The organism is Yoonia sp. R2-816, from assembly GCF_046762905.1.
In the GTDB taxonomy this organism is placed as follows: domain Bacteria; phylum Pseudomonadota; class Alphaproteobacteria; order Rhodobacterales; family Rhodobacteraceae; genus Yoonia.
The window spans coordinates 137,533-162,882 of sequence record NZ_JBKQXN010000316.1 but is presented as its reverse complement, the minus strand read 5'-3'; the positions used below and the strand labels follow the sequence as shown (position 1 = coordinate 162,882).

Genomic DNA, 25,350 nt, shown 5'->3' with positions numbered 1-25,350 from the left:
ACCGCACCATGCTCGCATTCAACGTCAACTCACCCAGAACCGTGTTGATCCTATAGGTCTCACCATCAAACCCCAACAACTCACCCTCAATCGACATCTCAGCATTCAACGCCGTCAACGTCACAGTCTGTGCGAAGGCCGATGTTGCCAGAAGCGACATAGCCGTTCCCACGAAGAGGTTTTTCCTACTCGTCCAATACATTCTGCTGGCTCCTTACCAATTTCGGTTCGAGAATTGCGGCCGTATTCAGACCACAGGTTCAGCACTTCATTTTTCGGGAGATTTGGCTTTAATTGTGTCAGAAAGATTTAATATTCGGACATTACCTTGCAAAAAACGCAAGAGTTAATTCGGTTTTCTGAAGTCCGCTAAGCAGATCAAGAATCAATTGACTGTCGCAAAGACGGCTTGCGGAGTCTGAAAACCTCAAAGGTCATGTCGTATCTGCATCAACGATTTTCAGAGCAGAAAAAGCGTCCTTCATGCAATCGATAAAAGCCTCTGTCGCAGGTGATATCGCCGCGCCGAGCGGTGTGAGGATACCATAATCCAGCGTCAATCGGTCGACTAAGGGCCGCACCACGACAGGCCCGTTTGCGCACATCGCGGTAAACTCGTCAGTAATCGTGTATCCAAATCCCTGTGCCACCAGGTTGACCGCGATCAACGATGACGAGGTGTGCATGCCAATGCGCGGTTTCACGTTAGCGACCATAAAGGCTGCGGCGATCTGTTGTTGCAACAACGTATCAGGTGTCAGCGCCAACAAGTTTTCATCAATAAGATCGCTGATCAATACTTTCTTGCGTGCGCCAAGAAAGTGGTCCTTGGGCAGAACAACAACCGCCTGGGTACTGCCAAGTGGGCGGATATCAAGTTTAACATTTTCAATGGGCAATGGCCCAAACCCAACATCAAACTGGCGCCCCGTCAGCCACCGTTCCATTTCGCGACGGTGATGCGTTTCCAGGGTCAACGCGATGTCTGGATTGGCCTCACGAAACCGAATTGCTGCGCGCGGCAGCACGCTATTTGCCAGCCGGGACATCGCAACAACCCGCACCTGCTGACCAGTGCCCTTCCGAATGTCGCTGGCGATATCGGATAGCTGCTCAATACCGGCAAGAATGCGTTCCGCTTCCTGAAAAAAGCGCCGCGCCTCGTCTGTGGGTCTTAACGCCCGCCTGTCGCGGTGAAACAGGGTGAAGCCAAGTTCATGTTCAAGATTGGTGATCATGCGCGAAACGGCAGGCTGGCTAAGGTTCATATCGGTCGCAGCCCCGACCAATGAACCGCGACGCATGATCAGACAGAATGCATGAAGTGCCTTTGGAACCATCTCGCCATTTAGCGCGAACCAACGTCGGATCGCAAAAACAATTTGTTCGATGAATGTCGAGCGCTGCCTTTGCCTTGGAAGCCATCCATACGCTCCATTGCAGCAATCAGCCCGGATCGCTCCTCGGGTCGAAGACAAAGCCCTCATCTGCCGATCATAGGTATTGGATGTTAACGTTGCCTCCTTCAACTTGCGATGAATACCCACGCAGACAGTCCTTCCGAAGCCGAGGAATATACAAAGCGGCCATTAAAATAAAAGTGTTGAATGGCAGGAGCGTCCCGCACAACGGCCCTTCATCATCGGCAGAACACAAACCCTGTCGCCGATTGAGTAATCTGATACATCCTCCCCAATGGCGACAATTTCGCCCGCTCCTTCCGCGCCCAAAGGCGCCTCGGGAATAGGAGGCTGCACCAAGTAATGTCCGGCAATGTAGAGCAGTTCGGCGCGATTGAGGCCCGCCGCACGCATGCGTATCTGGACTTCACCCGCTGCTGGCGGCGTGACCTCCGTGTCGATCAGCTTGACGTTTTCCGGGCCCCCGAGCGTGTCGAATTGAGCGGTGATTGGCATCGCACTATCCTTCCCAAAAATTGATTTTGGACAGACTACTTGTGTTTTTTCGCACCAACACGTATCATATTGGCATAAAATCGGTGCAAAAATGCGAGGCTGATTTGGATTGGGAAGAGATCAAAACATTACGGGCCGTGGTCCAATACAAGACCGTTCGTGGCGCGGGAGACGCTCTCGGCGTGCACCACACCACTGTGGGTCGCAGGATCGAATCCCTTGAGGCCAGCCTTGGGACAAACCTCTTCAACCGCACACCGGACGGACTGTTGCTGACCGCGGCTGGAGAACGGCTTTTCGCAGTCGCCCAGACTTTTGATGAAGCCCTGATCGATGCAGAGCGCAGCATCGCGGGTCTGGATGATGAACTGTCCGGGCCTTTGACCGTCACGATGCCCGAACCTCTTCTGACCTCGCTTTTCATGCCGGAACTGCCGGCCTTCGTGGAGCAAAACCCATCCGTGGAATTGCGGTTTGACACATCGCTATCAATCCGGGACGTCGCGCGGCGCGAGGCGGATTTTGCGGTGAGGCTGGACAACAACCCACCGGAGACTTTGGTGGGAAAGCGGCTCTATGCATATACCGAAACGGCCTATGCGACGCCCGAGTATCTGTCGCGTAGCCCGAAAACCCATCGGTGGCTTGGTTGGGGGCAATCTATGCAAGGGGCACCGGAATGGGTGCAGTCGTCCGAGTTTCCAAACTGTCCGGTTTGGGGGGTCTTCCCGACCATCCCGGCGCAGCAGGCGGCGACCCGCGAGGGGCTGGGCCTTGCGATCCTGCCATGCCTGTTCGGAGACGCCGATCCGAGACTGCAGCGCGCAGGCAAAAAGCCGCCCGTTAAAAGTCGGGACATCTGGTTGCTGACACATAACGATCTTCGCAGAACCGCGCGCGTCCAGGCGTTCATGAGCTTTGCAGAAGATGTCCTGCGCAGGAACAAGCAGGCGCTGCTGGGCGAGACCTGACGCACACTTGCGAAATCGCACCAATGTGCTGCAAACACACTACGTGATGTTGCAAATTTGCGATGCTAAGTCTGAGCCGACGCAACACGGCTGGTTCGGAAATTCACATGCTCGACAGATCAAAGGACGTGCACCCGCGCATCGAAGAACTCGGGCTTGAGGGTGAATACCCGTTTGCGTCGTACTTCATTCAGACACCGATGGGGCAGATGCACTATCTTGATGAGGGACCGAAAAATGATCTGTCCCCTGTACTTGTGGTACATGGCAACCCATCGTGGTCCTTCCTGTATCGCTCCCTCGTAAAGGGGCTGTCTTCTGATCGCCGCGTCGTTGCGCCGGACCACATCGGTTTTGGCCTCTCGGACAAACCCGACGATGAAGCTGCATACACCCTGAATGCGCATATCGACCATCTTGAGGCTTTGATTCTCAAGCTCGATCTGACCAATATCACGCTCGTCATGCAGGACTGGGGTGGCCCGATTGGTCTGGGCGTTGCGGCCCGCCATCCCGACCGGATCAAGGCGCTTGTCGTGATGAACACGTTTGGTTTCTACCCTCCCGTCGATGGAATGAACCCCGAAAGGCTGAAGCTGCCGCCACCACTGTTGATGATGCGATCCCGAGGCCTGGGGGATTTCATGGTGCGCCGCCTCGGCTTTTTCGAACGGCAGATCATGTCCATGGCCACGGCGACCGAGCGCAAGGGTGCAGTTAAGCGGGCTTATCGCGATATCTTTCGCGGTCCCGAAGAGCGTGCAGGCGTCATGGCCTTCCCACGCATGATCCCAACCAACACGGCCCACCCCGCAGCTCAGATCCTTCTCGATGAGACAGGGCCGTTTGTCGAGCAATTCGAAGGACCCGCCCATATTTTCTGGGGCCTCAAAGATCCTCTCATCCCAATCGGCGCATTGGCAGCCTGGAAGAAGCGGCTGCCGCAGGCCGTTGTTACCGAATTCAAGAAGGCGCGGCACTATTTGCAGGACGATGAGCCTGAGGCGCTGGTGCGCGAGCTTCATGCATTTCTGACGACCAAGGTCGATTGATCCACCACTCACGAATAATAAGGAGACGACGATGACCCAGAAGATGTCCCGCCGCATATTGCTACAGGGTACCGCCGCGACCATTGCCGTTGCTGCCATGCTTCCCGCGCACGCAGAAGGCTTCACACCCTCCACCGATATGCCGTTTGAGAAAAAGTACGTCGACGTGAATGGCTCGAGGATGGCCTATGTTGACGAAGGCACCGGCCCTGTCGTGCTGTTCCTGCACGGAAACCCGACATCATCCTACCTGTGGCGAAACATCATTCCTTTCGTTCTGGACAACATCCCTGCGGTGACAACGCAGTACCGCGCCATTGCACCCGATCTGATTGGTATGGGTGACAGCGACAAACCAGATATCGACTACACATTCGCGGATCATGCGGCGTATCTGGATCGTTTCATCGAAACCCTCGGGCTCCAAAACATCACGCTAGTCATCCACGACTGGGGTTCGGTTCTGGGCATGCGTTATGCTCGTCTGAACGAGGACAACGTGAAAGCCGTCGCGTTTATGGAGGCCGGTATTCCACCTGCACTTCCTGCCCCCAGCCTAGAGGCGATGGGCGAGCCAAGCGCGCAGCTCTTTGGTATGCTACGCTCTCCCGCCGGGGAGGAAGCCGTTCTGCAGGGCAACTTCTTTGTCGAAGAAGTCCTGGGGAAAATGGCCGTGGCGACCCCGCTATCACAAGAAGTGCTGGATAACTACCGTGCGCCTTTCCCGACCCCGGACAGCCGGAAACCTACATTGGTCTGGCCACGTCAGGTGCCCATTGCCGGTGAGCCTGCGGATACGGCAGCCGTGATTACTGCGAACGGCGAATGGCTCTATTCGACAGACCTGCCAAAGCTGATGTTGCATGTCGCTCCTGGTGCGCTGATGCCGCCGCCGGTTGTCGAATACGTAAAGGCAAATGCGTCAAACCTCGAGGACGTCTTCCTCGGCGCAGGCGTGCATTTTGTCCAGGAAGATCACCCAGAAGCCATCGGTCGCGCCTTGCGCGATTGGATTGACCGACTGCCGGGTTAAGGAGAGCATAGATGACCGCACATTCATCAGTGCTTCTCCTTGCATCACTGCGCGTAGAAGACATGGCCAGCTTTCAGGCTGGCTATGCCGCGCCGCTGAAGGCCATCAACGAGCGGCATGGTGTAGAGACCATCGTCGCTACCCCGAAAATAAAGGCACTCGAAGGCCAACCATCGGCCAACGTGATAGCCGTCCTGCGCTTTCCATCGCAGGCCGCTTTGGATGCCTGGTACGCCGACCCGGATTATCAGCCACTCATCAAGGCGCGCCAGGAGGCAACGGACCCCGATGCCTCCCATCTCATTGCGCTGACACCGATGACGTAGACCAAACCGCAACAGAAAGATCACAGAAAAGACTTTTGAAACTGACTCTTGGGGTTCGCGCTTGTCACTATGACTGCGCTGACAATCGAAATTGCGTACGCCTATCTGAGCCAGGGGTTTGGCTATAGATTTTCATCCAACCGGCCAATGATCGAACGTGGCGCGCTTGGCCTCCGGATTCAGCGGGCCTACCAAAACCAGGTCGAATCAGCGGCCTACATCGTGCCGGTTCTGGTCGGTGTATCGCTTCTTGGCGTGACCGGCGAAGGGCCGGCTGTTGCCGCGGCCATCGTCGTCTTTGGACGCGCAGCATTTGTCCTTCTCTATTACACTGGTATCCCGTTCATCCGTATTCTCGGGTTCACCTGCGGTTCCCTCGGCTCCCTCTATCTCGCGGTCCAGTGCATCGCTCTGATTGTTGCATGAACGACCCCATTTTACCGCTGTCCAATTCTCCAGATGTGAGTTGAGGAAAGTCGTGAGGGCGCCAACGTAAGCGTCAGGCGCTTGCGCCCGCAGGAAATACCCGGCGTCGGTGATACCTGTGATCGCATCGTCCGGTGCGTCGAGTTTCGCGGCCAGATCGGTCAGGGTCATGACGGTTGCCGCGTTACGGAGCCGTTTTGTCGCCTGCGAACTTGTTCGCGATCGCGGTCATGACTTCGCGGATCCGAGGCACATGTCGCAGTTCTTCATGTGTGACGACCCAGGCCGGATATGACGGCCCATCCGCAATACGACGAAGTGCCGAATACTCGGGATGCGCGGTAACGTAGGTATCTGGCAAGATTGCGCATCCCATGCCGCGCGTGCTCAGGCGGGCCTGTGCCATCATGCTATCGACACGCGCCACGATACGGGCTTTCGGGTCGTGCTGCAGGATCAGTTCATCGATCTCGCTGACGCCGCGCGGCAAGGTCCAGGACAGCCAGGGCCTCCCATTTTCCTTGTCGATCAAGCCCGGAGGCGCGTAGACGCCAAGCGGTATCGGCGCCAAACGGCGACCGACAAGCCCGTCATGGGGGCTTTCGGCCTGTCGAATGGCCACATCGGTCTCGCGCCGGTCCAGGCTAAGATATGCGTTGGTCGGTTTCAGGTCGAGAACGAGCCCCGGAAACCGACGCTGAAGTTCGACAAAAACATCGGCGAGCAGGTCCAGCATAAAATCTGTCCCTGACAGCTTCACGGTGCCTGTCACCGGCGGGGCTTCTAGTGGGGCGGCCAGCGCATCGTCTACGCCGGTTTCAACGGCGCGGGCCACACGCACGAGATCATCAGCGGCCTGGGTCAGCACCACGCCACCCTTGATCCGCTCGATCAGCTTGAGATCGAGGCGCCGTTCCAATCGGCGGATACGACGCGGAATGGTGGTTGGATCAACACGCAATTTCTCGGCAGCGCGGTTTACATAGCCCGCTTCGGCGAGGGCAAGGATGAGTTTCAGATCATCCCAATCGAGGCGTTCACTTGGTCGCATATCCATACCCTGCATCTGTGCAGGCATACCTGCACAATCCTGCATTGAGACACTACCGATACAGGCGCACCCTGTCGACATCCGAAATCAACAAAGGAAAACGACATGCCAACCATTCGCGTCACCGTCCCCCAGTCCGCTTGGTCCAAGGACGAAAAGGCTCAAATCGTCGCTAGGCTGACTGACGGGCTCAACGATGTGGCCGCCACGTCCGGTAAGGGCGACATCAAGCAGTTCATCAACGTTCATATCGAAGAAACCGCCGAAGGCGGTTATGCGATGGGCGGTCAGGTGGTGGGCTGAACCATGGAACTGACCATCTCGAAACAAATCGATGCACCGCTCGAAAAGGTCTGGGACATCGTCGGCCCGAACTACACCTCCGCGGGCGACTGGGCCAGTTCGGTCTATGTCTCCGGGGCACGGCCCGGCACACCGAAGGTCGCGCAGGCACCGGCCGCAGGCCGCATCTGCGAAACCTCTCTTGGCCCTTTCACCGAAACGATCGAGGCCTATGACGAAGCCCGCCATGTGGTGTCCTACTCAGCCACCGGCGCAAAAATGCCGGGCTTCATGAAAGGTCTGCGCAACACTTGGACACTGACACCCAGCGGCACCGGCACCAAGGCCAGCATGACGCTGCGTGCCGACATCGCCTTTCCCATGAACATCCTCATGGGCTGGATGATGAAGATGCAGTTCAAAAAGGCACTGACCGAAACCATCGACGATCTGAAGGTCTACGCAGAAACAGGCCGCCCGTCACCCCGCAAGATAAAGGCCGACGCGTCCCAAAAGGCGATCACGGCACGCCAGGCAATGGCCTGATCGGTGCGGCCCGATGGGCCGCGCTTCCTCACCCTCAAACCCGAACGGAGAAGACCATGAAACATGTACTCACTCTCGCCTTGGCACTGACTGTCGCCACAGCGGCAAATGCACAGCAAATGCCCAAAATCGAAGCCGAACGGACCGCGACCTACGGCACGATGCCATCGGTCACGTCGACCGATGAACTCACCGACTACACCTACGACAGCGGTTACCTTGGCGCATATATCAACGCGCCGCTACAATCGGTTCAGATGCTCCTGCTGCCCATGACACCCGAAGAAGCGTTCCCGCTGGTCCACTCGGGCAATGCGGACTGGTCGCTTCAGATCGAAGAGCTGACCTGGGACCATTCGGCATCCGAGACACCGGGCGAGCTCGGCACGGGTTCGGTGCGCCGTTGCGATTTCGTCGGCGGTGCGGGCACTGCTTACGAACGCATCTTCGCGGTCGAGCAGAACCGCATGATCGCCTACGATCTCGACATGGAGCGCAGCACGGTGCCCCTGCCGATCAAGGACTTCTTCGTCATCTGGACGCTCGAGGACAAGGGTGCCGACGGTACCCTGATCACAACGCGTATCTACTACGACGAAGCGCAGGATATGGGCGGCAAGGCTGCGGCCGCCGTGGGTGAGGCGTTGGCCGTCGACTTCCGGAACTTTGCCAATATTCACGGCGGCACCTACGTCGAGATGTAAACCGCACGCACGAGGGCCTGTGTTCCGGCCCTCGTGCACGTCATCGAAAGGAGGAGTGTTTTGCGCCTTGTCGTTATGCTTCTTGCCTGCTGTCTCGCCGCTCCGGGTCTCGCCCTCGAAATCATTCAGGAACAAAGCACATTGGGTTTCAAGGTTCTGATTGGTTCGCGTAGCGTCTCAGGATCGTTCAAAAGTTGGTCCGTGGACGTCGATCTCGATGCGCGAACCGTTGCGGTCGCAGTGGAAACGGCATCAGCCACGACAGGCGACGCGCTGCTGGATGCGATCATGCACGGCGCGGCTTGGCTTGACAGCAGCACCTATCCGCAGGCGACATTCCAGTCCGATGACATCGTCACCGTCTCCGGTGGCATCCACCGTGCCACCGGAACCTTGAACCTGAAAGGCGTCGACGTGCCGCTGGTCGTCATGATCCGGGAGCCGGATCCATTCGTGCCGCTCGTCTACGCTGTGGATGCGGCAGTTGACCGACATGTCGTCGGGATGGACGGTTTTGCAGATAGCGTCGCGCCGACTGTCTTCATCAGCGGCGACATCGCCGTCCGCCCCTGATCAACCTTGCGAGGATACAGAGAATGACAATGCTATCGGGGCGCTGCCTCTGCGGCACCATCCGCTTCACCGTGCCCACTCCGTCACGTTTCGAGGTCTGTCACTGCGACGACTGCCGTCGCTGGCACGGGGCGTCGGCCATCGGCATCGACCTTACAATCGTCACCCTCACATCGGGTGAAACGGCCTTGCGCTGGTTCAACAGCTCGCCCCCTGTCGAGCGCGGCTTCTGCGGAACCTGTGGAAGCAGCCTCTTTTACCTCGCCAAGCGTGACCCCAGAAGATGGTCGGTGTTTCACGGCGCCCTGAAGGACGTTCCGAAAAGCATACCCTTGGGCCCGCAGCATTTCATCGGCCGACGACCAAGCCTCTATCGGATCGAAGGGTGGTCAGACCAAAGAGCCGTCTGAATCTTTGGGCGCACGCCATTGCTGCGATGACAAGCCGGTCAGGTGACTGCGCTGTGCTGCCAAGCAAGCGACGCCATGAATGCTGCACGGGCAAATGTCGGCTTTGTTCGCAAACCAGACCTGCAATCAAAAACCTAATACTCAGCAGATCGGGTTCCATTTGCAGTACCAGCGCGTCTCCGCTTCTGGCTCCACAGTTGGCGCGGGCTCCGTCGCCGCCTCCGCGCCCCACGGCCACCAGCTGCGCTTCTCTTCCACGACGACAACCTTTTCGCCTCGGTTGAACGGCCAGAAATCAAACCAGCTACTGAACCAGCCGGTGATACTGTCGATGATATAGGTCGCCACGATCAGCGCGATGATCCCGAGGATGACGTAGAAAACAACACGCCCGAATGACTTGCAGCCTTCACGCGCGGCATTGAAGGTAAACAGCTTCAACGACCGGCTCAGCACCTCGCTCCAGGGTTTTTTGGACACGCAATCTTCGTTCTGTTCTGTGCTGGCCATTATCTGCACCTTAACCTGATCCCTGCGCGCATGTTGCGGATGAATACGGCAACAATATGGGCAAGAATGGGTGATTGGCGCGCTGTCGGATCAAGGGCCAAACCTTAACGCGACGGTAAGATTTAGCCCGTCCGCCGCGTTAACCATGGAAATCTGCGCGAAAGGGTCCGACGCTTTGCCGACGCAAATCCGACGCGATGCCGACAGGACGAAATCGCCGGAACCCCTGTATTAACTGGCTATTCCGCGAATCACGCGCCCCCACCGAACGCCCCGCGTTGCAGCCCCCACCGCGCGTTGCGCGATCCATTTGTTCACGCGCGCCCCAAGCCGCCGGGGTCAGGATTGCCTGACATGGCTTTTTCGCCGTCTCTGGCCTAAGATCGGCGCATATTACATGACGGCCCTCAATTTTTACCGAGGCAGCAGATGGCATTGAATACCGGCGGACAGGGGTTTCTGTCCCAATTCGCACCGCTTAGCCCCCGGGCCAACCGGATCATCGTGGGCCTGACATGGCTCGCCATTCTTGTCGTCGCGATTTCGGAATTCATTGCCAACAACCCCACCTGCTATCTGCCTTCGCCTGACCCGGCCTGCAATCGCATCGATGCGGAAAACACCTATGATCCCGGATACTTAAGCAGGCCTGAAAACCTCTGGCACTGGGACTGGATGCTATTGTCGGGGCTGATGGTGTTTGCCCTGTCCATCGCCTTTGTGGATAGCATAAAACCCAAACTTCACCGCTGCATCGCCCGCCTGTTTGACCGGGGCGTGCTGCAGCCCGGTGCGATGTCGGAAGACGGGTTTCAGGCCAGTTTTGCGGCGGACGCCAAACGCTGGGCCTTGCGCGGCGCGCTTCTGACAGCAGCCGCCATGGCGCTTGCCTGGGCGTTTGTGCTGTGGACAAACCGGCAGCCCATGCAAGTGCCGCTGGCGCTTGTTCAGATCATTCTTGGTTTCATCGCAGGGGGTTACATCGGTGAAATGGCCTGTTTCGGTCGCCTGGGCCGCCGGATCCAGACTGGCGATGTGGCCTTGCATCTTGATCCGTGGCACGCCGACGGCACTGCAGGCCTCAGGCCGGTCGGCAGCTTCTTTTTCTATCAGGCGACCTTTGCCACGATACCCGCTGCGTTTCTGGCTATCTGGATCTGGATATTGCCACTTTGGGACAATTACGCCCATTGGTACCTGCCCTATCTGGCGCTTTTGATCATTGCGATCATCGTCCAGACGCTGGCCGTCTTTCTGCCGCTTGGCAGCTTTCATATTGAAATGATGCGACAAAAACGCGAATGGCGGCGCAAACTGGATGAGGAGTTTCGCCAGAACTCCGCCCAGCGTGCGGCCTTTCTGGACAGCGCCAATATCGACAAACAGAACGAGATCGAGGCGGTTCTCGACCTGCTGACCAAGCGCCATCAAGAGGTAGAGGCGATGCCGACATGGCCCATCGATCGCAACCTCTGGCGCAAGTTCACATTTCGCAACGCATTTCTGTTGGCGCCAATTCTGGTCGATTTCACACTGGGCGCGACGAACTGGAAATCGGTCCTGTCAGCCTTCATGGGTTTGAGCTGAAAGGAAAAACCAGCCTATTCCGTCAGCTTGACCTCATAAAGGTCATCCGACCACCCATCGACATTGCAGCGGGCACGGACAAAGACTGATGTGGCCCCATCAGGGATCTGAACGCCACCCAGCGACCGGGTAAAGGGCTGTTCTTCAACGTGCGGGTGAAAAAGCTCGCGAAACCCAAGGCTGTTGCCATCGGCATCCAGAACCTCCCAGCCATCGGCGTAATGGTCCCATCCAGTATCCGGATGCGACAAGGTCACATTGACCCGATCACCACTAATGGTCACGTCTTCGATCACGGGTCCATCAGCAAAGGCGGGGCCAGCGAACAGACCAAGAATAACAGCGTATTTCATACGTCTTCCTCTATCAGAATGCGGCGTGGGATCGATGCAAATTCGCGTGACCAGACGATCCAGACCACAATGGCGGTCGCAGCGATCAACGCCCAGCCCCCCATCAGCCAGGCCAGCGCACCAAGCGCGAAATACATGCTCCGCAATCCGCGATTGAAATTGATGGCGGCCCGGATGTTCAGCTCTGCCGCCTGTGCCGCACGCGGATAAGCCTTTGGATCGCCTGGATCATTCGGGACAGAGGCCATGATCACCGCACAATAGCCAAAGACCCGGTTCGCCCAGACAAATTTCAGGAATGCATTGGTCAGGAACAGCGCCACCAGCCCCAGTTTCAACTGCCAGATCAACACCGGAACCGGCATTTCCGATACCTCGGCCGCAACCCCCTGCAGCGGGGCCGTGTTACCCACCAGCGCCAGAACACCGCCGATGGCCAACAGGCAGGTCGACGCAAAAAAAGATGTCCCCTGTCGCAGGCTGGCCAGGATCTGACTGTCGAAAATGCGGGGGTCACGGGTGACAAAGACGCGCATCCATTCACGCCTGCGTTCCCCCATGAGTACGGTCACGGAGGGGTGCTTGGCCCCCGGATGCTCGATCCACCAACCAATTGTAAACCAAGACAGAATAATCAGGCCCGCAGCACACCAGTCCAGCGCCGTCAGCAGGGCCATATGATCCACCAATCGCATAAGCCATTGTGTAGCCTTTAGAGTTCAGACTTGCCATATCCTGAAATTGGTAATATATTTTTACCAATCATACGGATCAGGGAGTCGACCGATGGAAATGCCAGCCCCCAGCGCCAGCGTCCTGTCGCGCAAGGACAATATCGTCGAACGGCTGCGCGGCGTACTGCCACGCGACGCTGTGATTTCCGACATCTCGGAAACCCGCGCCTATGAATGCGACGCCCTGACCGCCTATAAATGCCCGCCCCTCTGCGCCGTGCTGCCAGCCAATACCGAAGAAGTCGCTGCGGTTCTGAAAATCTGCCACGAGATGGGCGTGCCTGTTGTTCCCCGCGGGTCCGGCACCTCGCTCGCCGGTGGGGCGCTGCCCACGGCAGACTCGGTCATTCTTGGCGTCGCCAAAATGAACGCCGTGATCGAAACCAATTACAACGACCGCTATATCCGCGTACAGACCGGGCGCACCAACCTGTCAGTGACCGGGGCCGTCGAACAGAACGGGTTTTTCTACGCCCCTGACCCGTCCAGCCAGTTGGCCTGCGCAATCGCTGGCAATATCGCGATGAATTCCGGCGGCGCGCATTGCCTGAAATACGGGGTGACGACCAACAACCTGATGGGCGTCACTATGGTGATGATGGACGGCACCGTTGTCGAAATCGGCGGTGCGCATCTGGACGCGGGCGGGCTGGACCTGCTGGGCCTGATCTGCGGGTCCGAAGGGCAGTTGGGCGTCGTGACCGAAGCGACGCTGCGCATCCTGCACAAACCCGAAGGCGCGCGGCCGGTTTTGATGGGCTATGACAGTTCCGAAGTGGCCGGTCAGGTCGTGACCGACATCATCAAGGCTGGCGTTCTGCCTGTCGCCATCGAATTCATGGATCGCCCTTGCATTGAGGCGACAGAAGCCTTCGCCAAGGCAGGATACCCGATGTGCGAGGCGCTGCTGATCGTTGAGGTCGAAGGGTCCGACGACGAAATCGACTACCAGCTTGACCTGATCATGAAAATCGCCGCCAGCCACAATCCGGTGGAACTGCGGCAGGCCAAGGACGCGGACGAGGCCGGTCGCATCTGGCTTGGCCGCAAATCCGCCTTTGGCGCGATGGGCCAGATCAACGATTACATGTGTCTGGACGGCACGATCCCGGTGTCCTCCCTGCCCTTCGTGCTGAAACGGATCGGCGAGATGTCCAAGGAATTCGGGTTGGATGTGGGCAACGTGTTCCACGCAGGCGACGGCAACATGCATCCGCTGATCCTGTTTGACGCCAACAAGCCCGGTGATCTGGAACTCTGCGAAGAATTCGGCGCCGAAATCCTGAAACTCTGTGTTGAGGTCGGCGGCTGCCTGACCGGCGAACATGGTGTCGGCATCGAAAAGCGCGACCTGATGAATGTGCAGTTCGATCCGCAGGATCTGGAGGCGCAGATGGCCATCAAGGACGTGTTTGATCCGGCATGGCTGCTGAACGCCGCCAAGGTGTTTCCGCTCGCAACCTCGCAATCGCGCCGCGCCGCGTAAGGAACTGACATGACACCACAATCCGAAGCCGAGCTTGCGGAGATCATCGCAGGCACGAACGGCCCCTTGCACATTACCGGCGGCGGCACGCGGCCTATCGGGCAGACCGAAGGCACGGGGCTCAGCACCTCAAAGATGTCGGGCATCACACTTTATGAACCCGGCGCGCTGACCATCGTGGCCAAGGCAGGCACACCTGTGGCAGAAATCGAAGCGGAACTGGCCAAAGAAAATCAACGCCTCGCATTTGAACCCATGGATCATCGCGGTCTGCTGGGTACGAAGGGCGAACCAACCATTGGTGGCGTCGTTGCGGCCAACGTGTCTGGCCCACGCCGCATTGCCGTGGGGGCCTGTCGCGACTTCGCGCTTGGGGTGCGGTTCGTGGACGGAGCTGGCACGATCATCAAGAATGGCGGGCGCGTGATGAAGAACGTCACCGGCTACGATCTGGTCAAGCTGATGTGCGGCTCCTACGGCACGCTGGGAGTGCTGACAGAGGTTTCGCTGAAGGTGTTGCCGGATGTGGAAACAACAGGCTGCGTTCTGTTGCATGGGCTGGACGATGCTACTGCGATAAGGGCAATGTCCGCCGCCCTCGGCTCACCATTCGAGGCGACAGGGGTGGCTCATTTCCCCAAAAGCATGCATGGCGACCCGGTGACCATGATCCGCATCGAAGGTTTCGAAAAATCAGTGACTTATCGGGCTGACAAGCTGCGCGATCTGTTGAGTTCTTTTGGTGAAACCAGCATTCAGATCGGTGACACCGACGATGGATATGGTAGCAAAAAGGGCTGGGCGTGGGTCCGCGATGTCACCGCCTTTGCCGATCAGCCGGGCGATGTCTGGCGCATCTCTGCCAAACCATCTGCGGCTGCTGCATTGACCGCCGGGCTGGGCGCAAATGCCGTGCAATATGACTGGGGCGGCGGGTTAATCTGGGCGCTGATGCCCGAAGGCACCGATTTGCGCGCCAAGCTAGGGCCTTTCGACGGTCACGCAACACTGATCCGAGGCAAGGTCAACGCGCCGACCTTCCATCCCGAACCCGCACCCTTGGCCGCCATCACTGCAGGCCTGCGGGCAAAATTCGATCCGCGCGGCGTCCTTAACCCGGGCCTGATGCAGGCAAAGCCTGCTGTTGTCGCCTGATGATGTATCTGCTGCTCATCGCCGGCTGTCTGCTGCTCTTGTTTCGCGGCCCGAAGCTGCGCAAACAGGCACGGCTAGTTCTGGGCCTTCTTTTTGTCGGGCTCTTGTTCCTTTGGGGATCCTATTTCGCATGGAGTAATCCCAGCGGCGACCCGCAAGGCGGCATGTTCCGCGGCATTGACCTGATGGCGCTTCTGATCATCACAGCGCTTTTTGGGCTGACCTGCCTGACCCAAATCCGCCGCAGCGGTGGGTCTGCCCACACTGCGCAATCCCGCCCCATCCTGCCGCTTGCCGCCATCGTTATCCTTGGCGCGGCATGTTTCTACTTCACCCTGGCCTATTTCCTTTAGGACGTTACCGATGCAAACCACTTTCACACCTGAACAACTCAAGGACCCCGGCATCGCCCGCTCGAACGAGATTCTGCGGTCCTGCGTGCATTGCGGGTTTTGCACCGCCACCTGCCCAACCTATCAGGTGCTGGGCGACGAATTGGACAGCCCGCGTGGCCGCATCTACCTGATCAAGGACATGCTGGAAAACGAGCGTAAGCCGGATGAGAAAACGGTCAAACATATCGACCGCTGCCTGTCCTGCCTTGCCTGTATGACGACCTGCCCGTCGGGCGTGCATTACATGCATCTTGTCGATCACGCCCGCGCCTATATCGAGAAAAACTACGACCGCCCGTGGTCCGATCGCGCCCTGCGCTGGCTGTTGGCGCGTATTCTGCCCTATCCAATGCGGTTTCGTGTGGCCCTGCTGGGCGCCAAGATCGGGCGGCCCTTTGCGCGACTGATGCCTGATGCGCGCCTACGTGCAATGCTGGAAATGGCCCCCAAGACGATCCCACCGGTCAGCCGCAATGACGATCCGCAAACCTTCCCGGCTAAAGACAAGAAGATGCGTGTCGCACTAATGACCGGCTGCGCGCAAAAGGCGCTGAACACGGACATCAACGATGCGACGATCCGGCTTCTGACCCGTCTGGGGGCCGAAGTGGTCGTCGCCGAAGGTGCCGGGTGCTGTGGCGCACTGACCCACCACATGGGCAAGGAAGATGAAAGCCACGCGACGGCAGCCAGGAATATCAAGGCATGGGCGCGCGAGATGGATGGTGAGGGGCTTGATGCCATTGTCATCAACACTTCCGGCTGCGGCACAACGGTCAAGGACTACGGACATATGTTCCGCAATGACCCGCTTGCCGATGATGCGGCGCGGATATCGGCCATCGCAAAAGATGTCAGCGAAGTATTGATTGATCTTCTGCCGGACGACGCACCGCAGTTACAGCCCAATGTCGCAAAGACCGCTATCGCTGGCACCGATGCTGACACCTCACCATCGCAACCGACGCAGACAGGCGATGGAACACTCAAGGTCGCCTATCACGCCGCCTGTTCGCTACAGCATGGGCAACAGATCAAGACCTATCCAAAGGATTTGCTGAAAAAGGCCGGGTTCACCGTGCTCGAACCCGCCGACAGCCATTTGTGCTGCGGTTCCGCCGGCACATATAACCTGATGCAGCCCGAGATTTCCAAGCAGCTCAAGGATCGCAAGGTGCAGACATTAGAGGCTTTGACACCGGATATCATCGCGGCCGGCAATATCGGCTGCATGATGCAGATCGGCGGCGGTACGGATGTGCCGATTGTCCATACGGTCGAATTACTCGACTGGGCCACAGGCGGTCCGCAGCCGCCTGCGCTGACTGCTGAAGGCAAACAGCATCCACAGGTGCCAATGCTAAAATGACGCCATAATCCTGCCGTAACTCTCTCTCATGCTCGTATCAACCAACGGGATGAAACGATGCGGCACCTCTTCTTTTCGGTTGTTCTTTTACTGGCCTCTGCCGGTGGACTTCAGGCGCAAGACGCAGAGCTTGTCACCCTGCAGACCCGTCAGGACAGCCAGGGCTGGGAAGGCGTCGGCCGGCTGGATATCCGCAACAAGGGGTTTTGCACCGCCGCCCTGATCCGTGATCGGCTGATTCTGACCGCAGCCCATTGCCTCTATGATACTGACGGGTCCCTGATTTCACCTGAAAGGTTCGAATTCCGGGCAGGCTTGCGCGATGGGCGGGCTGCCGCGACCCGGCGCATTTCACGCGCCTTTGCCCATCCCGACTATAATCACGACGGTGACCAAGGCGCTGACCCGGCAGAGGTGGCCCTTGATATCGCCGTGCTGGAACTGGCCCAACCGATCCGGTCAACACGCATCCGGCCCTATCTGATTGCGCCCCGCCCCCTGACGGGGGATCAGGTCGGCGTGGTGTCCTATGGGCGCGGACGTGAGGGGGCCGCCAGCCTGCAAGAGGTCTGCAGCGTGCTGGGCCGGCAAACCGGCGTGATCGTCATGACATGCGATGTGGAATATGGCTCCAGCGGCTCACCCGTTTTCATCATGCAGAATGGGGAAACGCGGATCGCCTCGGTCATTTCGGCCATGGCGCAGGTGGATGGCGAAAAGGTGTCACTTGGCACCTCCTTGAACGGCCCGTTGTCAGAACTGCTTGCGCATTTTGCGGCGTTTGGTCCCGCCAGACCGGGTGGCACCCAGCGACTGATGGGTTTCGGCGAACGCAATGATACTGGCGCAAAATTCGTACGCTCAAACTGAACGAGGCTCTTTGAAGGGTCTTGAAACCCTTGTTTCCCTTTCCCAAATATATGCTGTCGGATCGCCAATGATGGGGTCCGACGCAAACTGCCTGTCCCGTGACGGGAAGGCCAAACCACTGTTATCGCTTCATAAAGGATGACCACTATGCGTAGTTTTGATCTCACCCCACTGTACCGTGCCACCGTTGGTTTTGACCAGATTGCCGATCTGATGGATCGCGCGCTTGCCAGCGATGTCGGCCAGAACAGCTATCCTCCTTACAACATCGAAAAAACTTCAGATGACGCCTGGCGCATTTCGATTGCCGTCGCCGGCTTTTCCGAAGATGACCTTGCCATTGAGGTGAAGGACCGCTCACTGCATGTGACCGCGCGCAAAGCCGAAGACAATGCCGAACGGACATATTTGCACCGGGGCATCGCCACGCGGGCCTTTGAGCGCCGGTTCCATCTGGCAGATCATGTGCGCGTCACCGGCGCGAGCCACGAAAACGGCATGCTGCATATTGATCTGGTGCGCGAAGTGCCAGAAGCACTCAAGCCACGCCGCATCGAAATCGCGTCATCCGGCAAGACCGATGCCAACTTGGTCGAAGCCAAATCCGTAAACTAAGAGACGCTACATCGTAAGATGGGTTTAAACCCATCTTACCGGCGGCAACGTCACATCCGGCAGCGATCGCCGGATGTGATATCCATGTCCTGACCCGGAAACGCAAGCCGAACAGGGCCAAATTCCACCAGCACCCCATCCTCCGTCGCGTTCCATGTGCCATCCCCGAATTGGCGGGTGAATGCGTCACAGGACCGTCCCAGATACAACACCTCGCCCGGCCGAAATCGCGGGGTAGCGCCAGCACCTGCAAAGACGGATTGCGACTGCGGTTCAACAGATGTCAGCACAGCACCATGGCGGTTTCTTTCGAACTCAAACTCGCTACCGTCTGCTGACAGGAAAGTACCACCCTGCGCCGCACCGGGTCCTGCCAAGGCAAGACCCATAACAACCGTCAAATAGCGCATTCTTTTCCCCTTTAATGGGCCTCGGCCCAGTTCGTTCCTTGTCCCGCGTCGACAGCGAGCTTCACATCCAGCTTCACCGCCGGGTCGCTGGCATTTTCCATGACTTGCCGCGCCGCATCAATGAGCGCGTCTGTCGCACCGGCCTCAACTTCGAACAACAATTCGTCATGTACCTGCAAAAGCATCTTTGCAGGCAGGTCTGCTATGGCAGCAGGCATCCTGATCATCGCACGCCGGATCACATCCGCCGCCGTCCCCTGAATAGGCGCGTTGATGGCAGCACGTTTGGCGAAACCGGCATGTGGTCCCTTTGCGTTGATTTCCGGTGTGTTGATTCTACGGCCAAACAGCGTCTGGACGTAACCTGTCTCTTTGGCAAAGGCGATCGTGTCGTCCATGTATTTGCGGATGCCCGGGAAGCGTTCGAAATAGCGGTCGATGAACCCCTGCGCCTCGCCTCTGGGGATGCGCAGGTTGCGCGCCAGACCAAAGCCCGAGATGCCATAGATCACCCCGAAATTGATCGCCTTCGCCTGCCGTCTGATTTCCGGCGTCATGTCCTCCAGCGGAACATCGAACATTTCCGACGCGGTCATGGCGTGAATATCAATCCCATCCAGAAACGCCTGCTTCAGCGCATCAATACCCGCAATATGCGCCAGAATCCGCAGCTCGATCTGGCTGTAATCCAGACTGACGATAACCTTGCCCGGCTCTGCGACAAACGCCTCGCGGATACGCCGCCCTTCCTCGGTGCGCACCGGAATATTCTGAAGGTTCGGATCGGTCGAGGCGAGCCGCCCGGTATTGGCCCCGGCAATGGAATAGGACGTGTGCACCCGCCCTGTTTCGGCGTTGATATGTTCCTGCAGTGCATCGGTATAGGTCGATTTGAGCTTGCTCAATTGCCGCCAGTCCAGAATGCGCCGTGGTAGATCGTGGATTGTGGCAAGATCCTCCAGAACGTCAGCACCGGTGGAATAGGCCCCGGTCTTGCCTTTGGACGGCGTTTTCCCATCCGGCAATGTCAGCCCCATTTCATCAAACATGATCTCGCCCAGTTGCTTGGGTGAGCCCACATTGAAAGGACGCCCGGCCATCTGCTGGATTTCATCCTCCAGCCCGGCCATCTTCTGGGCAAAGGCATTCGACATCCGCGACAGCGTATCACGATCCACCTTGATCCCGTGCATTTCCATCTGTGCCAGCACCGGCACCAGCGGACGCTCCAGCGTTTCATAAACCGTGGTGACCCGTTTAACGTGCAGTTGCGGCTTGAACTGCTGCCACAGGCGCAAGGTGATATCAGCATCCTCCGCCGCATATTTCACCGCATCGTCAATCGGCACCCGGTCAAAGGTGATCGCGGATTTTCCTGTGCCCAACAGCGGCTTGATCGGGATCGGCGTATGGCCCAGATAGCGTTCCGACAACGCGTCCATGCCGTGATTATGTTCGCCCGCATGCATCGCATAGGACATCAGCATGGTGTCATCGATGGGGGCCACTGTGATGCCAAGACGGGCAAAGATCTTGGCATCGTATTTCATATTCTGCCCGATCTTGAGGATTGCATCATCCTCAAGCACCGGCTTGAGCAGCGCCAGACACTTTTCAAAATCCATCTGCCCTTCGGCCACGTCATCGGACCCGAACAAATCATCGGACGATGCAGCCTTATGCGTCAGCGGGATGTAGCAGGCCTTACCGGCATCGACGGATAAGGAAATGCCAACCAGATCGGCGATCATTTCATTCAGACCGGTCGTTTCGGTGTCAACAGCCACATAACCCCGTTCCCGAATACGGTCGATCCACTGCTGCAGCGCGGCCTCGTCACGGACGCATTCATAAGCGTCAGGATCAAAATCCACGACCTCCGGTGCCGCGATATCCTCGGACGGGGCGGACTTGACCTCGATCACGGGGGGCTCAACCCCCAGCTTTTCGGCAATCCGTTTGGTGACCGTCCGAAACTCCATCTCGGCCAGAAAACCCATCAGCACATCGGCGTCGGGTTCCTTCACCTCCAGATCATCAAGGCTGAATTCCAGCGTCATGTCGCAATCAAGCTGCACAAGCTTCTTGGACAGTTCGATCTGCTCGCGGTTGTCTATCAGCGTCTGGCGGCGCTTGGGCTGTTTGATCTCTTCCGCGTGGTCCAGCAGGCTCTCCAGATCGCCATATTCATTGATCAGCAATGCCGCGGTCTTGATCCCGATGCCCGGCGCACCCGGCACGTTATCCACGCTGTCACCGGCAAGAGCCTGCACATCGACCACCCGCTCTGGCCCGACCCCGAATTTTTCCAGCACACCGTCACGATCGATCCGCTTGTTCTTCATCGGGTCCAGCATCTCGACCCCGTCACCGACCAGCTGCATCAAATCCTTGTCAGACGACACAATCGTCACCCGCCCCCCCGCATCGCGCGCCTGATGCGACAGGGTCGCAATGATATCATCCGCCTCGAACCCTTCCATCTCCTCGCAGGCGATGTTGAAGGCCTTGGTCGCGGTCCGGGTCAGCGGGATCTGCGGGCGCAGATCTTCCGGCATCTCATCCCGGTTCGCCTTGTACTGATCATACATGTCATTGCGGAACGTATGACTGCCTTTGTCAAAGATCACCGCCACATGGGTCGCCGCATCGTCACCGGTATTTCCATCGACATAGCGCTGCAACATGTTCACGAAACCGCTGACAGCCCCCACCGGCAGCCCGTCAGACTTGCGTGTCAGCGGTGGAAGCGCATGATAGGCACGAAAGATAAAGGCCGAACCATCAATCAGATGCAGATGACAGCCTTTGCCAAATTTCGTTGTCATAGTGTCACCCCTGATTTGCTTGATTTAGGTTTTGCCATGATCCGCCTCATCCTTCCAGTGACCATCTGTATCACCCTTCCGTGGGGCGTCCATGCGGACACCACCTGCGAAAACATCCCCTACAGCGCCGAAAACTGCGTGCGAACGGTAGCCTGTGTCGGCGATCAGGGCCTCTATTTCGACGGGCAGGCACGCGGCTGGAACGAAGGTGCGGTCACCGGTCAGATATCGGACGGGGTCACTTGCACCGGCACATGGACATCCGATGGACCCATGGGGGCCGGCATTGCCAAGATGACCTGCGAAGATGGCACCGATATCCGCGTCCTCTATCACACACAGGACAACGAAACCGGCACCGTCATCGGGCGCGGTAATGACACGCGCGGGCGCAACATCCAGGTCTGGTCAGGCACCAATGTCCTGGCGTTCCTGACCAAAGACGGCGCCGTCGGCCCCGCACTTCCCTGCAACAGCGGCCCAATCCCGATGAGTTAGGATCGCGTCCCGGCCCTAAACCTTACCCTCAAATTCCTTGTGTATCAGCTTTGCATCGCAATAGGGGCATTCGACCCAGCCATGTTCCTGCGGGATCTGCAGCCAGACGCGCGGATGGCCCAGCGCGCCCTCACCCCCGTCACAGGCGACACGCCAGTCATGCACGATACGGATTTCCGGGGCGGGAGTTGTCATGAAACGTCCTGTCTGGTTGCCGCGGGGCACCGCCCGCCTTAGATCGGGTGATACATACCGCAGCCGCGGCCAAGGGAAAAGACCAGCATGACAGACAATGCCATAGAAATTTCGGGCCTGAAAAAGACCTACGCCGCCACCGGCCGCAGCCCGGCCAAGGAGGCGTTGAAAGGCATTGACCTGAACATCCCGCGCGGTTCCATCTTTGGCCTGCTTGGGCCGAACGGGGCGGGCAAATCGACACTGATCAACATTCTGGCCGGACTGGTCGTCAAATCCGCGGGATCGGTCAAAATCTGGGGGTTCGATCAGGACAAGAACCCGCGCCAGTCTCGCGCGGCCATCGGGATCATGCCGCAGGAACCGCATCTGGACCCGTTCTTTACCCCCGCCGGATCGCTGGACGTGCAGGCGGGGCTTTACGGCGTGCCCAAGGCCCAGCGCAAGACAGCCGAAATCCTCGACCTGATCGGGTTGACCGACAAGGCCGACGCCTATGCGCGATCACTGTCCGGGGGGATGCGGCGCAGGCTTTTGCTGGGCAAGGCGCTGGTCCACAGCCCACAAATCCTTGTGCTCGACGAACCGACCGCCGGGGTCGATATCGAGTTGCGCAACATGCTCTGGCAGAACGTGCGCAAGCTGAATGATGAAGGCATGACCATCATCCTGACCACCCACTACCTGGAAGAGGCCGAAGCGATGTGCGACGACATCGCCATCATCAACCACGGTGAGGTGATCATCCGCGACAGCACGGCGAACCTACTGGGGCGGCTGGACAGCAAGACATTGGTGATCACGCCGGAAACGGCTGCTGATCTGCCGGACCTGCCCGACACGATCACAGGCCAAAGGCACGACAACGGCACGCTGACCTTCACCTATCAAAGCACCAGCACCCCGGCTGACGTGGTGCTGAATATCGTGCGGAATGCCGGGATCACGATCAAGGACGTCAAAACGCAAGAGGCTGATCTGGAGGACGTTTTCCTGTCACTCACATCGCGCCGCACATGATCTTCTTTCTTCCTCAAATACTCCCGCCGGAGGCATGATCAAAATTCTGGAATTTTGATCAACCTTGAAGCATCCGGCCCAACTGACGCCCACCGATGATATGCATGTGATAATGCGGCACATCCTGCACCCCATGGGTGCGGGTGTTGCTGATCGCCCGGAAACCATCATCCACATTCGTCAACCGGCACACCTCGGCCACAGCCTGCATAAACCCGGCCTGTTCGTCGGGTGACGCATCGCGGGCGAAATGATCCAGACTGACATAAGGACCCTTAGGGATGATCAGCACATGCACCGGCGCCTGCGGCTGAATATCGTGAAAGGCCAGCGCGTGATCGTTTTCGTAAACCGTCTTGTTCAGGATTTCACCGCGCAGGATCTTGGCAAAGATATTCTGATCGTCGTAGTCGTATTCCATCGGGATCCTTAATCAACAAAAAGATATGGGGTTTCGGCCAGCGTGCGAGCGGTATCGCCATTCACGCTCAGAAACTGGGCCAGGGCGGCGGCATTTTCATCCGTACTGGCGCGTTCGCGCATGCGGGTCGTGTTGGGGAAATTCGCATCACGGATCGCATCCCGCTGATAGATCATGTCATGGCGGATCGTGGGCAGCAGGCGGGCCATGGTTTCATCACTGGTTTCCTGCCCGGCCAGACCGATCCGTCTGGCATGACCGGCCAGATAGACGTCATCAAAACTGCATTCGATTTCCAGCAGGCGCGTAATCGACCGGTCCGAAAAGAAATCATGCATGAGGTCGATATTGGCCGTGTCCAGACAGATCACCAGCCGGTCGCTTTCGTAATGGTCAAACAGCAGACGCATCAAGGCACGGCGGTGACGAGCGCGTTTTTCCAGCGTGTTTTCGATCCCGCCCAGATCAGGCAGCGGCGTGTCATCTTCGTTGAACAGATATTCCATGGCCGGCACATTCGTATGATGACGGATCGCGGCAACCAGCCGTTTCGCCACATGCCATTTCTTGCACACCACAATCAGCAACTCCCGGTCACGGCCAAGCGATGCGCCATCTTCCCAGAACCGCGGGGCATAGCGGCGCCCGATCCGTCCGCGCCCGGTCAGAAAGGCAAACAGGTTGCGGCCTTCGTTGGATATCACGAAATCCTTCTGGTCGCTGGCATAAAGCTGGCCTAGCCGGTCGCGCAGTTCCTGCGCCTCGCCACTGATCTTGCGAGCGAACAGCGCATCCTGCCCCAGCAACAGATCGTAATGATCGTTATAAAACGTCACCGGCATCCCGTAATCGGAAAACATCAGGAATGTCAGGGTGCGATTTTCGATCTCGCGGCCCGGCACCAGATGGCGGGTCAGGGTCTGGAAAAACGTCTCATCCGGGATCCATGTGGTGCGAAAGAACCGCATCACATCGCGACGCGCGGCGGCGAATTCAAGGATCATCTCGATCGTGCGGCGGCGCAGGCACCACCATTGGCTGCCGATCATCATCTGCAGATCATCCGGCACGCTGCGGGTGATACGGAACTGGCGCTGCAACTCGAAACTTTTGTAAAACAGCCATTTCTGGGTACGTTCATTGAACAGATGACGATAGATCAGCCGCTCTTCCTTGAAGCCGGTCTTGATCCAATTGCTGTCGAAATAATCATAGCTTTCGATGAAATCGCTATCGTGGTCGTCCAGAAACTGATGCGTATACTGGGCCGATTTGATCGCCATGCAATCGCCGGACACCATGTAGAAATGGCTGGCGCGGGGAAAGGCATCCACCGCAGCCTCGACCGCATGCAGGGTGGCCTGCACAAGGCTCCATTCACCCCAACCGCATTTCACCCGTTTCCTGGCAAAAACAACATTCGGGTTGTCCGCCAGCGCCGTCTGGATCGTGGTAAAATCAGTCGCCGACGATGAGGCATCGAAATGAATCGCGATATAATCACCAACAGCCGTCAACTGCTGGGCCTGCTGCACGATGGCTTCAGGGTTCTTATGGCAGAGAAGGATAAAGGCAATTCTGGCCATTGATCGTGGTTCTGTCCCGGTGGTTCAT

At 58.0% G+C, this 25,350-nt stretch carries 30 protein-coding genes and 1 pseudogene; 19 read left to right on the top strand and 12 right to left on the bottom strand.

The genetic code is table 11. The annotated features are described in order from the left end of the window. From ACFWW2_RS21950 to ACFWW2_RS21940, 3 genes and pseudogenes are all read right to left on the bottom strand, one after another. Window positions 1–202: pseudogene (locus ACFWW2_RS21950) on the bottom strand (flagellar motor protein MotB); the annotation flags it as partial. 232 nt (window positions 203–434) lie between these two features. Further along, a complete protein-coding gene (locus ACFWW2_RS21945; RefSeq protein ID WP_393931862.1) occupies window positions 435–1,547 on the bottom strand; it encodes a LysR family transcriptional regulator in 1,113 nt (370 codons plus the stop codon). Window positions 1,548–1,589: 42 nt separating this feature from the next. After that, window positions 1,590–1,916, bottom strand: a complete 327-nt coding sequence (locus ACFWW2_RS21940) for an alcohol dehydrogenase catalytic domain-containing protein (RefSeq protein WP_393931860.1) — start codon at window positions 1,914–1,916, stop codon at window positions 1,590–1,592. A 104-nt stretch (window positions 1,917–2,020) separates the two neighbouring features. Between ACFWW2_RS21940 and ACFWW2_RS21935 the strand changes: the two genes are divergently transcribed. From ACFWW2_RS21935 to ACFWW2_RS21915, 5 genes are all read left to right on the top strand, one after another. Next, window positions 2,021–2,887: a LysR family transcriptional regulator gene (locus tag ACFWW2_RS21935; protein ID WP_393931857.1), complete on the top strand. Its 867-nt coding sequence runs from the start codon at window positions 2,021–2,023 to the stop codon at window positions 2,885–2,887. Between the two features lie 107 nt (window positions 2,888–2,994). Then, the gene (locus ACFWW2_RS21930; protein WP_393931855.1) at window positions 2,995–3,939 is read left to right on the top strand and encodes an alpha/beta fold hydrolase; all 945 of its coding nucleotides are present in this window, start codon (window positions 2,995–2,997) and stop codon (window positions 3,937–3,939) included. A 31-nt stretch (window positions 3,940–3,970) separates the two neighbouring features. Then, entirely contained in the window at window positions 3,971–4,972 is a 1,002-nt protein-coding gene (locus ACFWW2_RS21925; RefSeq protein WP_393931853.1) for a haloalkane dehalogenase, read from the top strand. Between the two features lie 11 nt (window positions 4,973–4,983). Beyond that, window positions 4,984–5,298: a DUF1330 domain-containing protein gene (locus ACFWW2_RS21920; RefSeq protein ID WP_393931851.1), complete on the top strand. Its 315-nt coding sequence runs from the start codon at window positions 4,984–4,986 to the stop codon at window positions 5,296–5,298. 69 nt (window positions 5,299–5,367) lie between these two features. Continuing rightward, a complete protein-coding gene (locus tag ACFWW2_RS21915; protein WP_393931849.1) occupies window positions 5,368–5,724 on the top strand; it encodes an MAPEG family protein in 357 nt (118 codons plus the stop codon). 184 nt (window positions 5,725–5,908) lie between these two features. Here the strand turns inward: ACFWW2_RS21915 and ACFWW2_RS21910 are convergent, their stop codons facing one another. After that, complete coding sequence (locus ACFWW2_RS21910; protein WP_393931847.1) at window positions 5,909–6,802, bottom strand: LysR family transcriptional regulator; 894 nt, start codon at window positions 6,800–6,802, stop codon at window positions 5,909–5,911. 78 nt (window positions 6,803–6,880) lie between these two features. Here ACFWW2_RS21910 and ACFWW2_RS21905 point away from each other — a divergent pair, with 78 nt between their 5' ends. From ACFWW2_RS21905 to ACFWW2_RS21885, 5 genes are read left to right on the top strand one after another with little or no spacing between them, the layout of a single operon-like run. Continuing rightward, window positions 6,881–7,078 carry a tautomerase family protein gene (locus ACFWW2_RS21905; RefSeq protein ID WP_393931845.1) on the top strand — a complete coding sequence of 66 codons (198 nt, stop codon included), beginning with the start codon at window positions 6,881–6,883 and terminating at the stop codon, window positions 7,076–7,078. A 3-nt stretch (window positions 7,079–7,081) separates the two neighbouring features. Beyond that, a complete protein-coding gene (locus ACFWW2_RS21900) occupies window positions 7,082–7,603 on the top strand; it encodes an SRPBCC family protein (RefSeq protein ID WP_393931843.1) in 522 nt (173 codons plus the stop codon). A gap of 56 nt (window positions 7,604–7,659) precedes the next feature. Continuing rightward, a complete protein-coding gene (locus tag ACFWW2_RS21895; protein ID WP_393931841.1) occupies window positions 7,660–8,307 on the top strand; it encodes a hypothetical protein in 648 nt (215 codons plus the stop codon). Between the two features lie 60 nt (window positions 8,308–8,367). After that, window positions 8,368–8,880 carry a YceI family protein gene (locus ACFWW2_RS21890; RefSeq protein WP_393931839.1) on the top strand — a complete coding sequence of 171 codons (513 nt, stop codon included), beginning with the start codon at window positions 8,368–8,370 and terminating at the stop codon, window positions 8,878–8,880. Between the two features lie 23 nt (window positions 8,881–8,903). Then, complete coding sequence (locus tag ACFWW2_RS21885; RefSeq protein ID WP_393931837.1) at window positions 8,904–9,290, top strand: GFA family protein; 387 nt, start codon at window positions 8,904–8,906, stop codon at window positions 9,288–9,290. A 141-nt stretch (window positions 9,291–9,431) separates the two neighbouring features. Here the strand turns inward: ACFWW2_RS21885 and ACFWW2_RS21880 are convergent, their stop codons facing one another. Further along, window positions 9,432–9,800: a hypothetical protein gene (locus tag ACFWW2_RS21880; RefSeq protein WP_393931835.1), complete on the bottom strand. Its 369-nt coding sequence runs from the start codon at window positions 9,798–9,800 to the stop codon at window positions 9,432–9,434. Window positions 9,801–10,229: 429 nt separating this feature from the next. On the opposite strand from ACFWW2_RS21880, the gene ACFWW2_RS21875 reads away from it, so the two are divergent. After that, window positions 10,230–11,387: a hypothetical protein gene (locus ACFWW2_RS21875; protein ID WP_393931833.1), complete on the top strand. Its 1,158-nt coding sequence runs from the start codon at window positions 10,230–10,232 to the stop codon at window positions 11,385–11,387. Between the two features lie 14 nt (window positions 11,388–11,401). On the opposite strand, the gene ACFWW2_RS21870 is transcribed toward ACFWW2_RS21875, so the two are convergent. After that, window positions 11,402–11,740: a hypothetical protein gene (locus ACFWW2_RS21870; RefSeq protein ID WP_393931831.1), complete on the bottom strand. Its 339-nt coding sequence runs from the start codon at window positions 11,738–11,740 to the stop codon at window positions 11,402–11,404. After that, window positions 11,737–12,435, bottom strand: coding sequence for a DUF599 domain-containing protein (locus tag ACFWW2_RS21865; RefSeq protein ID WP_393931829.1), 699 nt, complete (start codon window positions 12,433–12,435; stop codon window positions 11,737–11,739). Before ACFWW2_RS21865 ends, ACFWW2_RS21870 begins: the two co-directional genes overlap by 4 nt. A gap of 91 nt (window positions 12,436–12,526) precedes the next feature. Between ACFWW2_RS21865 and ACFWW2_RS21860 the strand changes: the two genes are divergently transcribed. From ACFWW2_RS21860 to ACFWW2_RS21835, 6 genes are all read left to right on the top strand, one after another. After that, a complete protein-coding gene (locus tag ACFWW2_RS21860; protein WP_393931827.1) occupies window positions 12,527–13,960 on the top strand; it encodes an FAD-linked oxidase C-terminal domain-containing protein in 1,434 nt (477 codons plus the stop codon). 9 nt (window positions 13,961–13,969) lie between these two features. Further along, complete coding sequence (locus tag ACFWW2_RS21855; protein WP_393931824.1) at window positions 13,970–15,115, top strand: FAD-binding protein; 1,146 nt, start codon at window positions 13,970–13,972, stop codon at window positions 15,113–15,115. A gap of 2 nt (window positions 15,116–15,117) precedes the next feature. After that, entirely contained in the window at window positions 15,118–15,468 is a 351-nt protein-coding gene (locus ACFWW2_RS21850) for a hypothetical protein (protein WP_393931821.1), read from the top strand. A gap of 10 nt (window positions 15,469–15,478) precedes the next feature. Beyond that, entirely contained in the window at window positions 15,479–16,879 is a 1,401-nt protein-coding gene (gene glcF, locus ACFWW2_RS21845) for a glycolate oxidase subunit GlcF (protein ID WP_393931818.1), read from the top strand. 57 nt (window positions 16,880–16,936) lie between these two features. Beyond that, entirely contained in the window at window positions 16,937–17,749 is an 813-nt protein-coding gene (locus tag ACFWW2_RS21840; RefSeq protein WP_393931816.1) for a trypsin-like serine peptidase, read from the top strand. A 147-nt stretch (window positions 17,750–17,896) separates the two neighbouring features. Next, the gene (locus ACFWW2_RS21835) at window positions 17,897–18,364 is read left to right on the top strand and encodes an Hsp20 family protein (protein ID WP_393931814.1); all 468 of its coding nucleotides are present in this window, start codon (window positions 17,897–17,899) and stop codon (window positions 18,362–18,364) included. 50 nt (window positions 18,365–18,414) lie between these two features. On the opposite strand, the gene ACFWW2_RS21830 is transcribed toward ACFWW2_RS21835, so the two are convergent. Both ACFWW2_RS21830 and polA read right to left on the bottom strand, forming a co-directional pair. After that, entirely contained in the window at window positions 18,415–18,774 is a 360-nt protein-coding gene (locus tag ACFWW2_RS21830) for a hypothetical protein (RefSeq protein ID WP_393931812.1), read from the bottom strand. 11 nt (window positions 18,775–18,785) lie between these two features. Beyond that, window positions 18,786–21,602 (bottom strand): DNA polymerase I, encoded by a 2,817-nt coding sequence (gene polA, locus ACFWW2_RS21825; RefSeq protein WP_393931809.1) that lies wholly within the window; start codon window positions 21,600–21,602, stop codon window positions 18,786–18,788. 36 nt (window positions 21,603–21,638) lie between these two features. On the opposite strand from polA, the gene ACFWW2_RS21820 reads away from it, so the two are divergent. Then, on the top strand, window positions 21,639–22,100 hold the full coding sequence (locus ACFWW2_RS21820; RefSeq protein ID WP_393931807.1) for a hypothetical protein: 462 nt from the start codon (window positions 21,639–21,641) through the stop codon (window positions 22,098–22,100). A 15-nt stretch (window positions 22,101–22,115) separates the two neighbouring features. On the opposite strand, the gene ACFWW2_RS21815 is transcribed toward ACFWW2_RS21820, so the two are convergent. Further along, window positions 22,116–22,295 (bottom strand): zinc-finger domain-containing protein, encoded by a 180-nt coding sequence (locus ACFWW2_RS21815; RefSeq protein ID WP_393931805.1) that lies wholly within the window; start codon window positions 22,293–22,295, stop codon window positions 22,116–22,118. Between the two features lie 87 nt (window positions 22,296–22,382). On the opposite strand from ACFWW2_RS21815, the gene ACFWW2_RS21810 reads away from it, so the two are divergent. After that, a complete protein-coding gene (locus tag ACFWW2_RS21810; protein WP_393931803.1) occupies window positions 22,383–23,315 on the top strand; it encodes an ABC transporter ATP-binding protein in 933 nt (310 codons plus the stop codon). Window positions 23,316–23,373: 58 nt separating this feature from the next. On the opposite strand, the gene ACFWW2_RS21805 is transcribed toward ACFWW2_RS21810, so the two are convergent. After that, window positions 23,374–23,736 carry an HIT domain-containing protein gene (locus tag ACFWW2_RS21805; RefSeq protein ID WP_393931801.1) on the bottom strand — a complete coding sequence of 121 codons (363 nt, stop codon included), beginning with the start codon at window positions 23,734–23,736 and terminating at the stop codon, window positions 23,374–23,376. 8 nt (window positions 23,737–23,744) lie between these two features. Beyond that, window positions 23,745–25,322, bottom strand: a complete 1,578-nt coding sequence (locus tag ACFWW2_RS21800; RefSeq protein ID WP_393931799.1) for a DUF5928 domain-containing protein — start codon at window positions 25,320–25,322, stop codon at window positions 23,745–23,747. Window positions 25,323–25,350: the final 28 nt, after the last annotated feature.

Excerpts from the sequence above, each read along its gene's own strand:
- ACFWW2_RS21840 (WP_393931816.1), top strand. The coding sequence starts at position 16,937 with ATGCGGCACCTCTTCTTTTCGGTTGTTCTTTTACTGGCCTCTGCCGGT.
- ACFWW2_RS21810 (WP_393931803.1), top strand. The coding sequence starts at position 22,383 with ATGACAGACAATGCCATAGAAATTTCGGGCCTGAAAAAGACCTACGCC.
- ACFWW2_RS21915 (WP_393931849.1), top strand. The coding sequence starts at position 5,368 with ATGACTGCGCTGACAATCGAAATTGCGTACGCCTATCTGAGCCAGGGG.
- ACFWW2_RS21905 (WP_393931845.1), top strand. The coding sequence starts at position 6,881 with ATGCCAACCATTCGCGTCACCGTCCCCCAGTCCGCTTGGTCCAAGGAC.
- polA (WP_393931809.1), bottom strand. The coding sequence starts at position 21,602 with ATGACAACGAAATTTGGCAAAGGCTGTCATCTGCATCTGATTGATGGT.
- ACFWW2_RS21925 (WP_393931853.1), top strand. The coding sequence starts at position 3,971 with ATGACCCAGAAGATGTCCCGCCGCATATTGCTACAGGGTACCGCCGCG.
- ACFWW2_RS21865 (WP_393931829.1), bottom strand. The coding sequence starts at position 12,435 with ATGCGATTGGTGGATCATATGGCCCTGCTGACGGCGCTGGACTGGTGT.
- ACFWW2_RS21835 (WP_393931814.1), top strand. The coding sequence starts at position 17,897 with ATGCGTAGTTTTGATCTCACCCCACTGTACCGTGCCACCGTTGGTTTT.
- ACFWW2_RS21860 (WP_393931827.1), top strand. The coding sequence starts at position 12,527 with ATGGAAATGCCAGCCCCCAGCGCCAGCGTCCTGTCGCGCAAGGACAAT.
- ACFWW2_RS21815 (WP_393931805.1), bottom strand. The coding sequence starts at position 22,295 with ATGACAACTCCCGCCCCGGAAATCCGTATCGTGCATGACTGGCGTGTC.
- ACFWW2_RS21900 (WP_393931843.1), top strand. The coding sequence starts at position 7,082 with ATGGAACTGACCATCTCGAAACAAATCGATGCACCGCTCGAAAAGGTC.
- ACFWW2_RS21920 (WP_393931851.1), top strand. The coding sequence starts at position 4,984 with ATGACCGCACATTCATCAGTGCTTCTCCTTGCATCACTGCGCGTAGAA.
- ACFWW2_RS21855 (WP_393931824.1), top strand. The coding sequence starts at position 13,970 with ATGACACCACAATCCGAAGCCGAGCTTGCGGAGATCATCGCAGGCACG.
- ACFWW2_RS21820 (WP_393931807.1), top strand. The coding sequence starts at position 21,639 with ATGATCCGCCTCATCCTTCCAGTGACCATCTGTATCACCCTTCCGTGG.
- ACFWW2_RS21895 (WP_393931841.1), top strand. The coding sequence starts at position 7,660 with ATGAAACATGTACTCACTCTCGCCTTGGCACTGACTGTCGCCACAGCG.
- glcF (WP_393931818.1), top strand. The coding sequence starts at position 15,479 with ATGCAAACCACTTTCACACCTGAACAACTCAAGGACCCCGGCATCGCC.
- ACFWW2_RS21850 (WP_393931821.1), top strand. The coding sequence starts at position 15,118 with ATGTATCTGCTGCTCATCGCCGGCTGTCTGCTGCTCTTGTTTCGCGGC.
- ACFWW2_RS21805 (WP_393931801.1), bottom strand. The coding sequence starts at position 23,736 with ATGGAATACGACTACGACGATCAGAATATCTTTGCCAAGATCCTGCGC.
- ACFWW2_RS21940 (WP_393931860.1), bottom strand. The coding sequence starts at position 1,916 with ATGCCAATCACCGCTCAATTCGACACGCTCGGGGGCCCGGAAAACGTC.
- ACFWW2_RS21885 (WP_393931837.1), top strand. The coding sequence starts at position 8,904 with ATGACAATGCTATCGGGGCGCTGCCTCTGCGGCACCATCCGCTTCACC.
- ACFWW2_RS21930 (WP_393931855.1), top strand. The coding sequence starts at position 2,995 with ATGCTCGACAGATCAAAGGACGTGCACCCGCGCATCGAAGAACTCGGG.
- ACFWW2_RS21830 (WP_393931812.1), bottom strand. The coding sequence starts at position 18,774 with ATGCGCTATTTGACGGTTGTTATGGGTCTTGCCTTGGCAGGACCCGGT.
- ACFWW2_RS21875 (WP_393931833.1), top strand. The coding sequence starts at position 10,230 with ATGGCATTGAATACCGGCGGACAGGGGTTTCTGTCCCAATTCGCACCG.
- ACFWW2_RS21800 (WP_393931799.1), bottom strand. The coding sequence starts at position 25,322 with ATGGCCAGAATTGCCTTTATCCTTCTCTGCCATAAGAACCCTGAAGCC.
- ACFWW2_RS21910 (WP_393931847.1), bottom strand. The coding sequence starts at position 6,802 with ATGCCTGCACAGATGCAGGGTATGGATATGCGACCAAGTGAACGCCTC.
- ACFWW2_RS21870 (WP_393931831.1), bottom strand. The coding sequence starts at position 11,740 with ATGAAATACGCTGTTATTCTTGGTCTGTTCGCTGGCCCCGCCTTTGCT.
- ACFWW2_RS21880 (WP_393931835.1), bottom strand. The coding sequence starts at position 9,800 with ATGGCCAGCACAGAACAGAACGAAGATTGCGTGTCCAAAAAACCCTGG.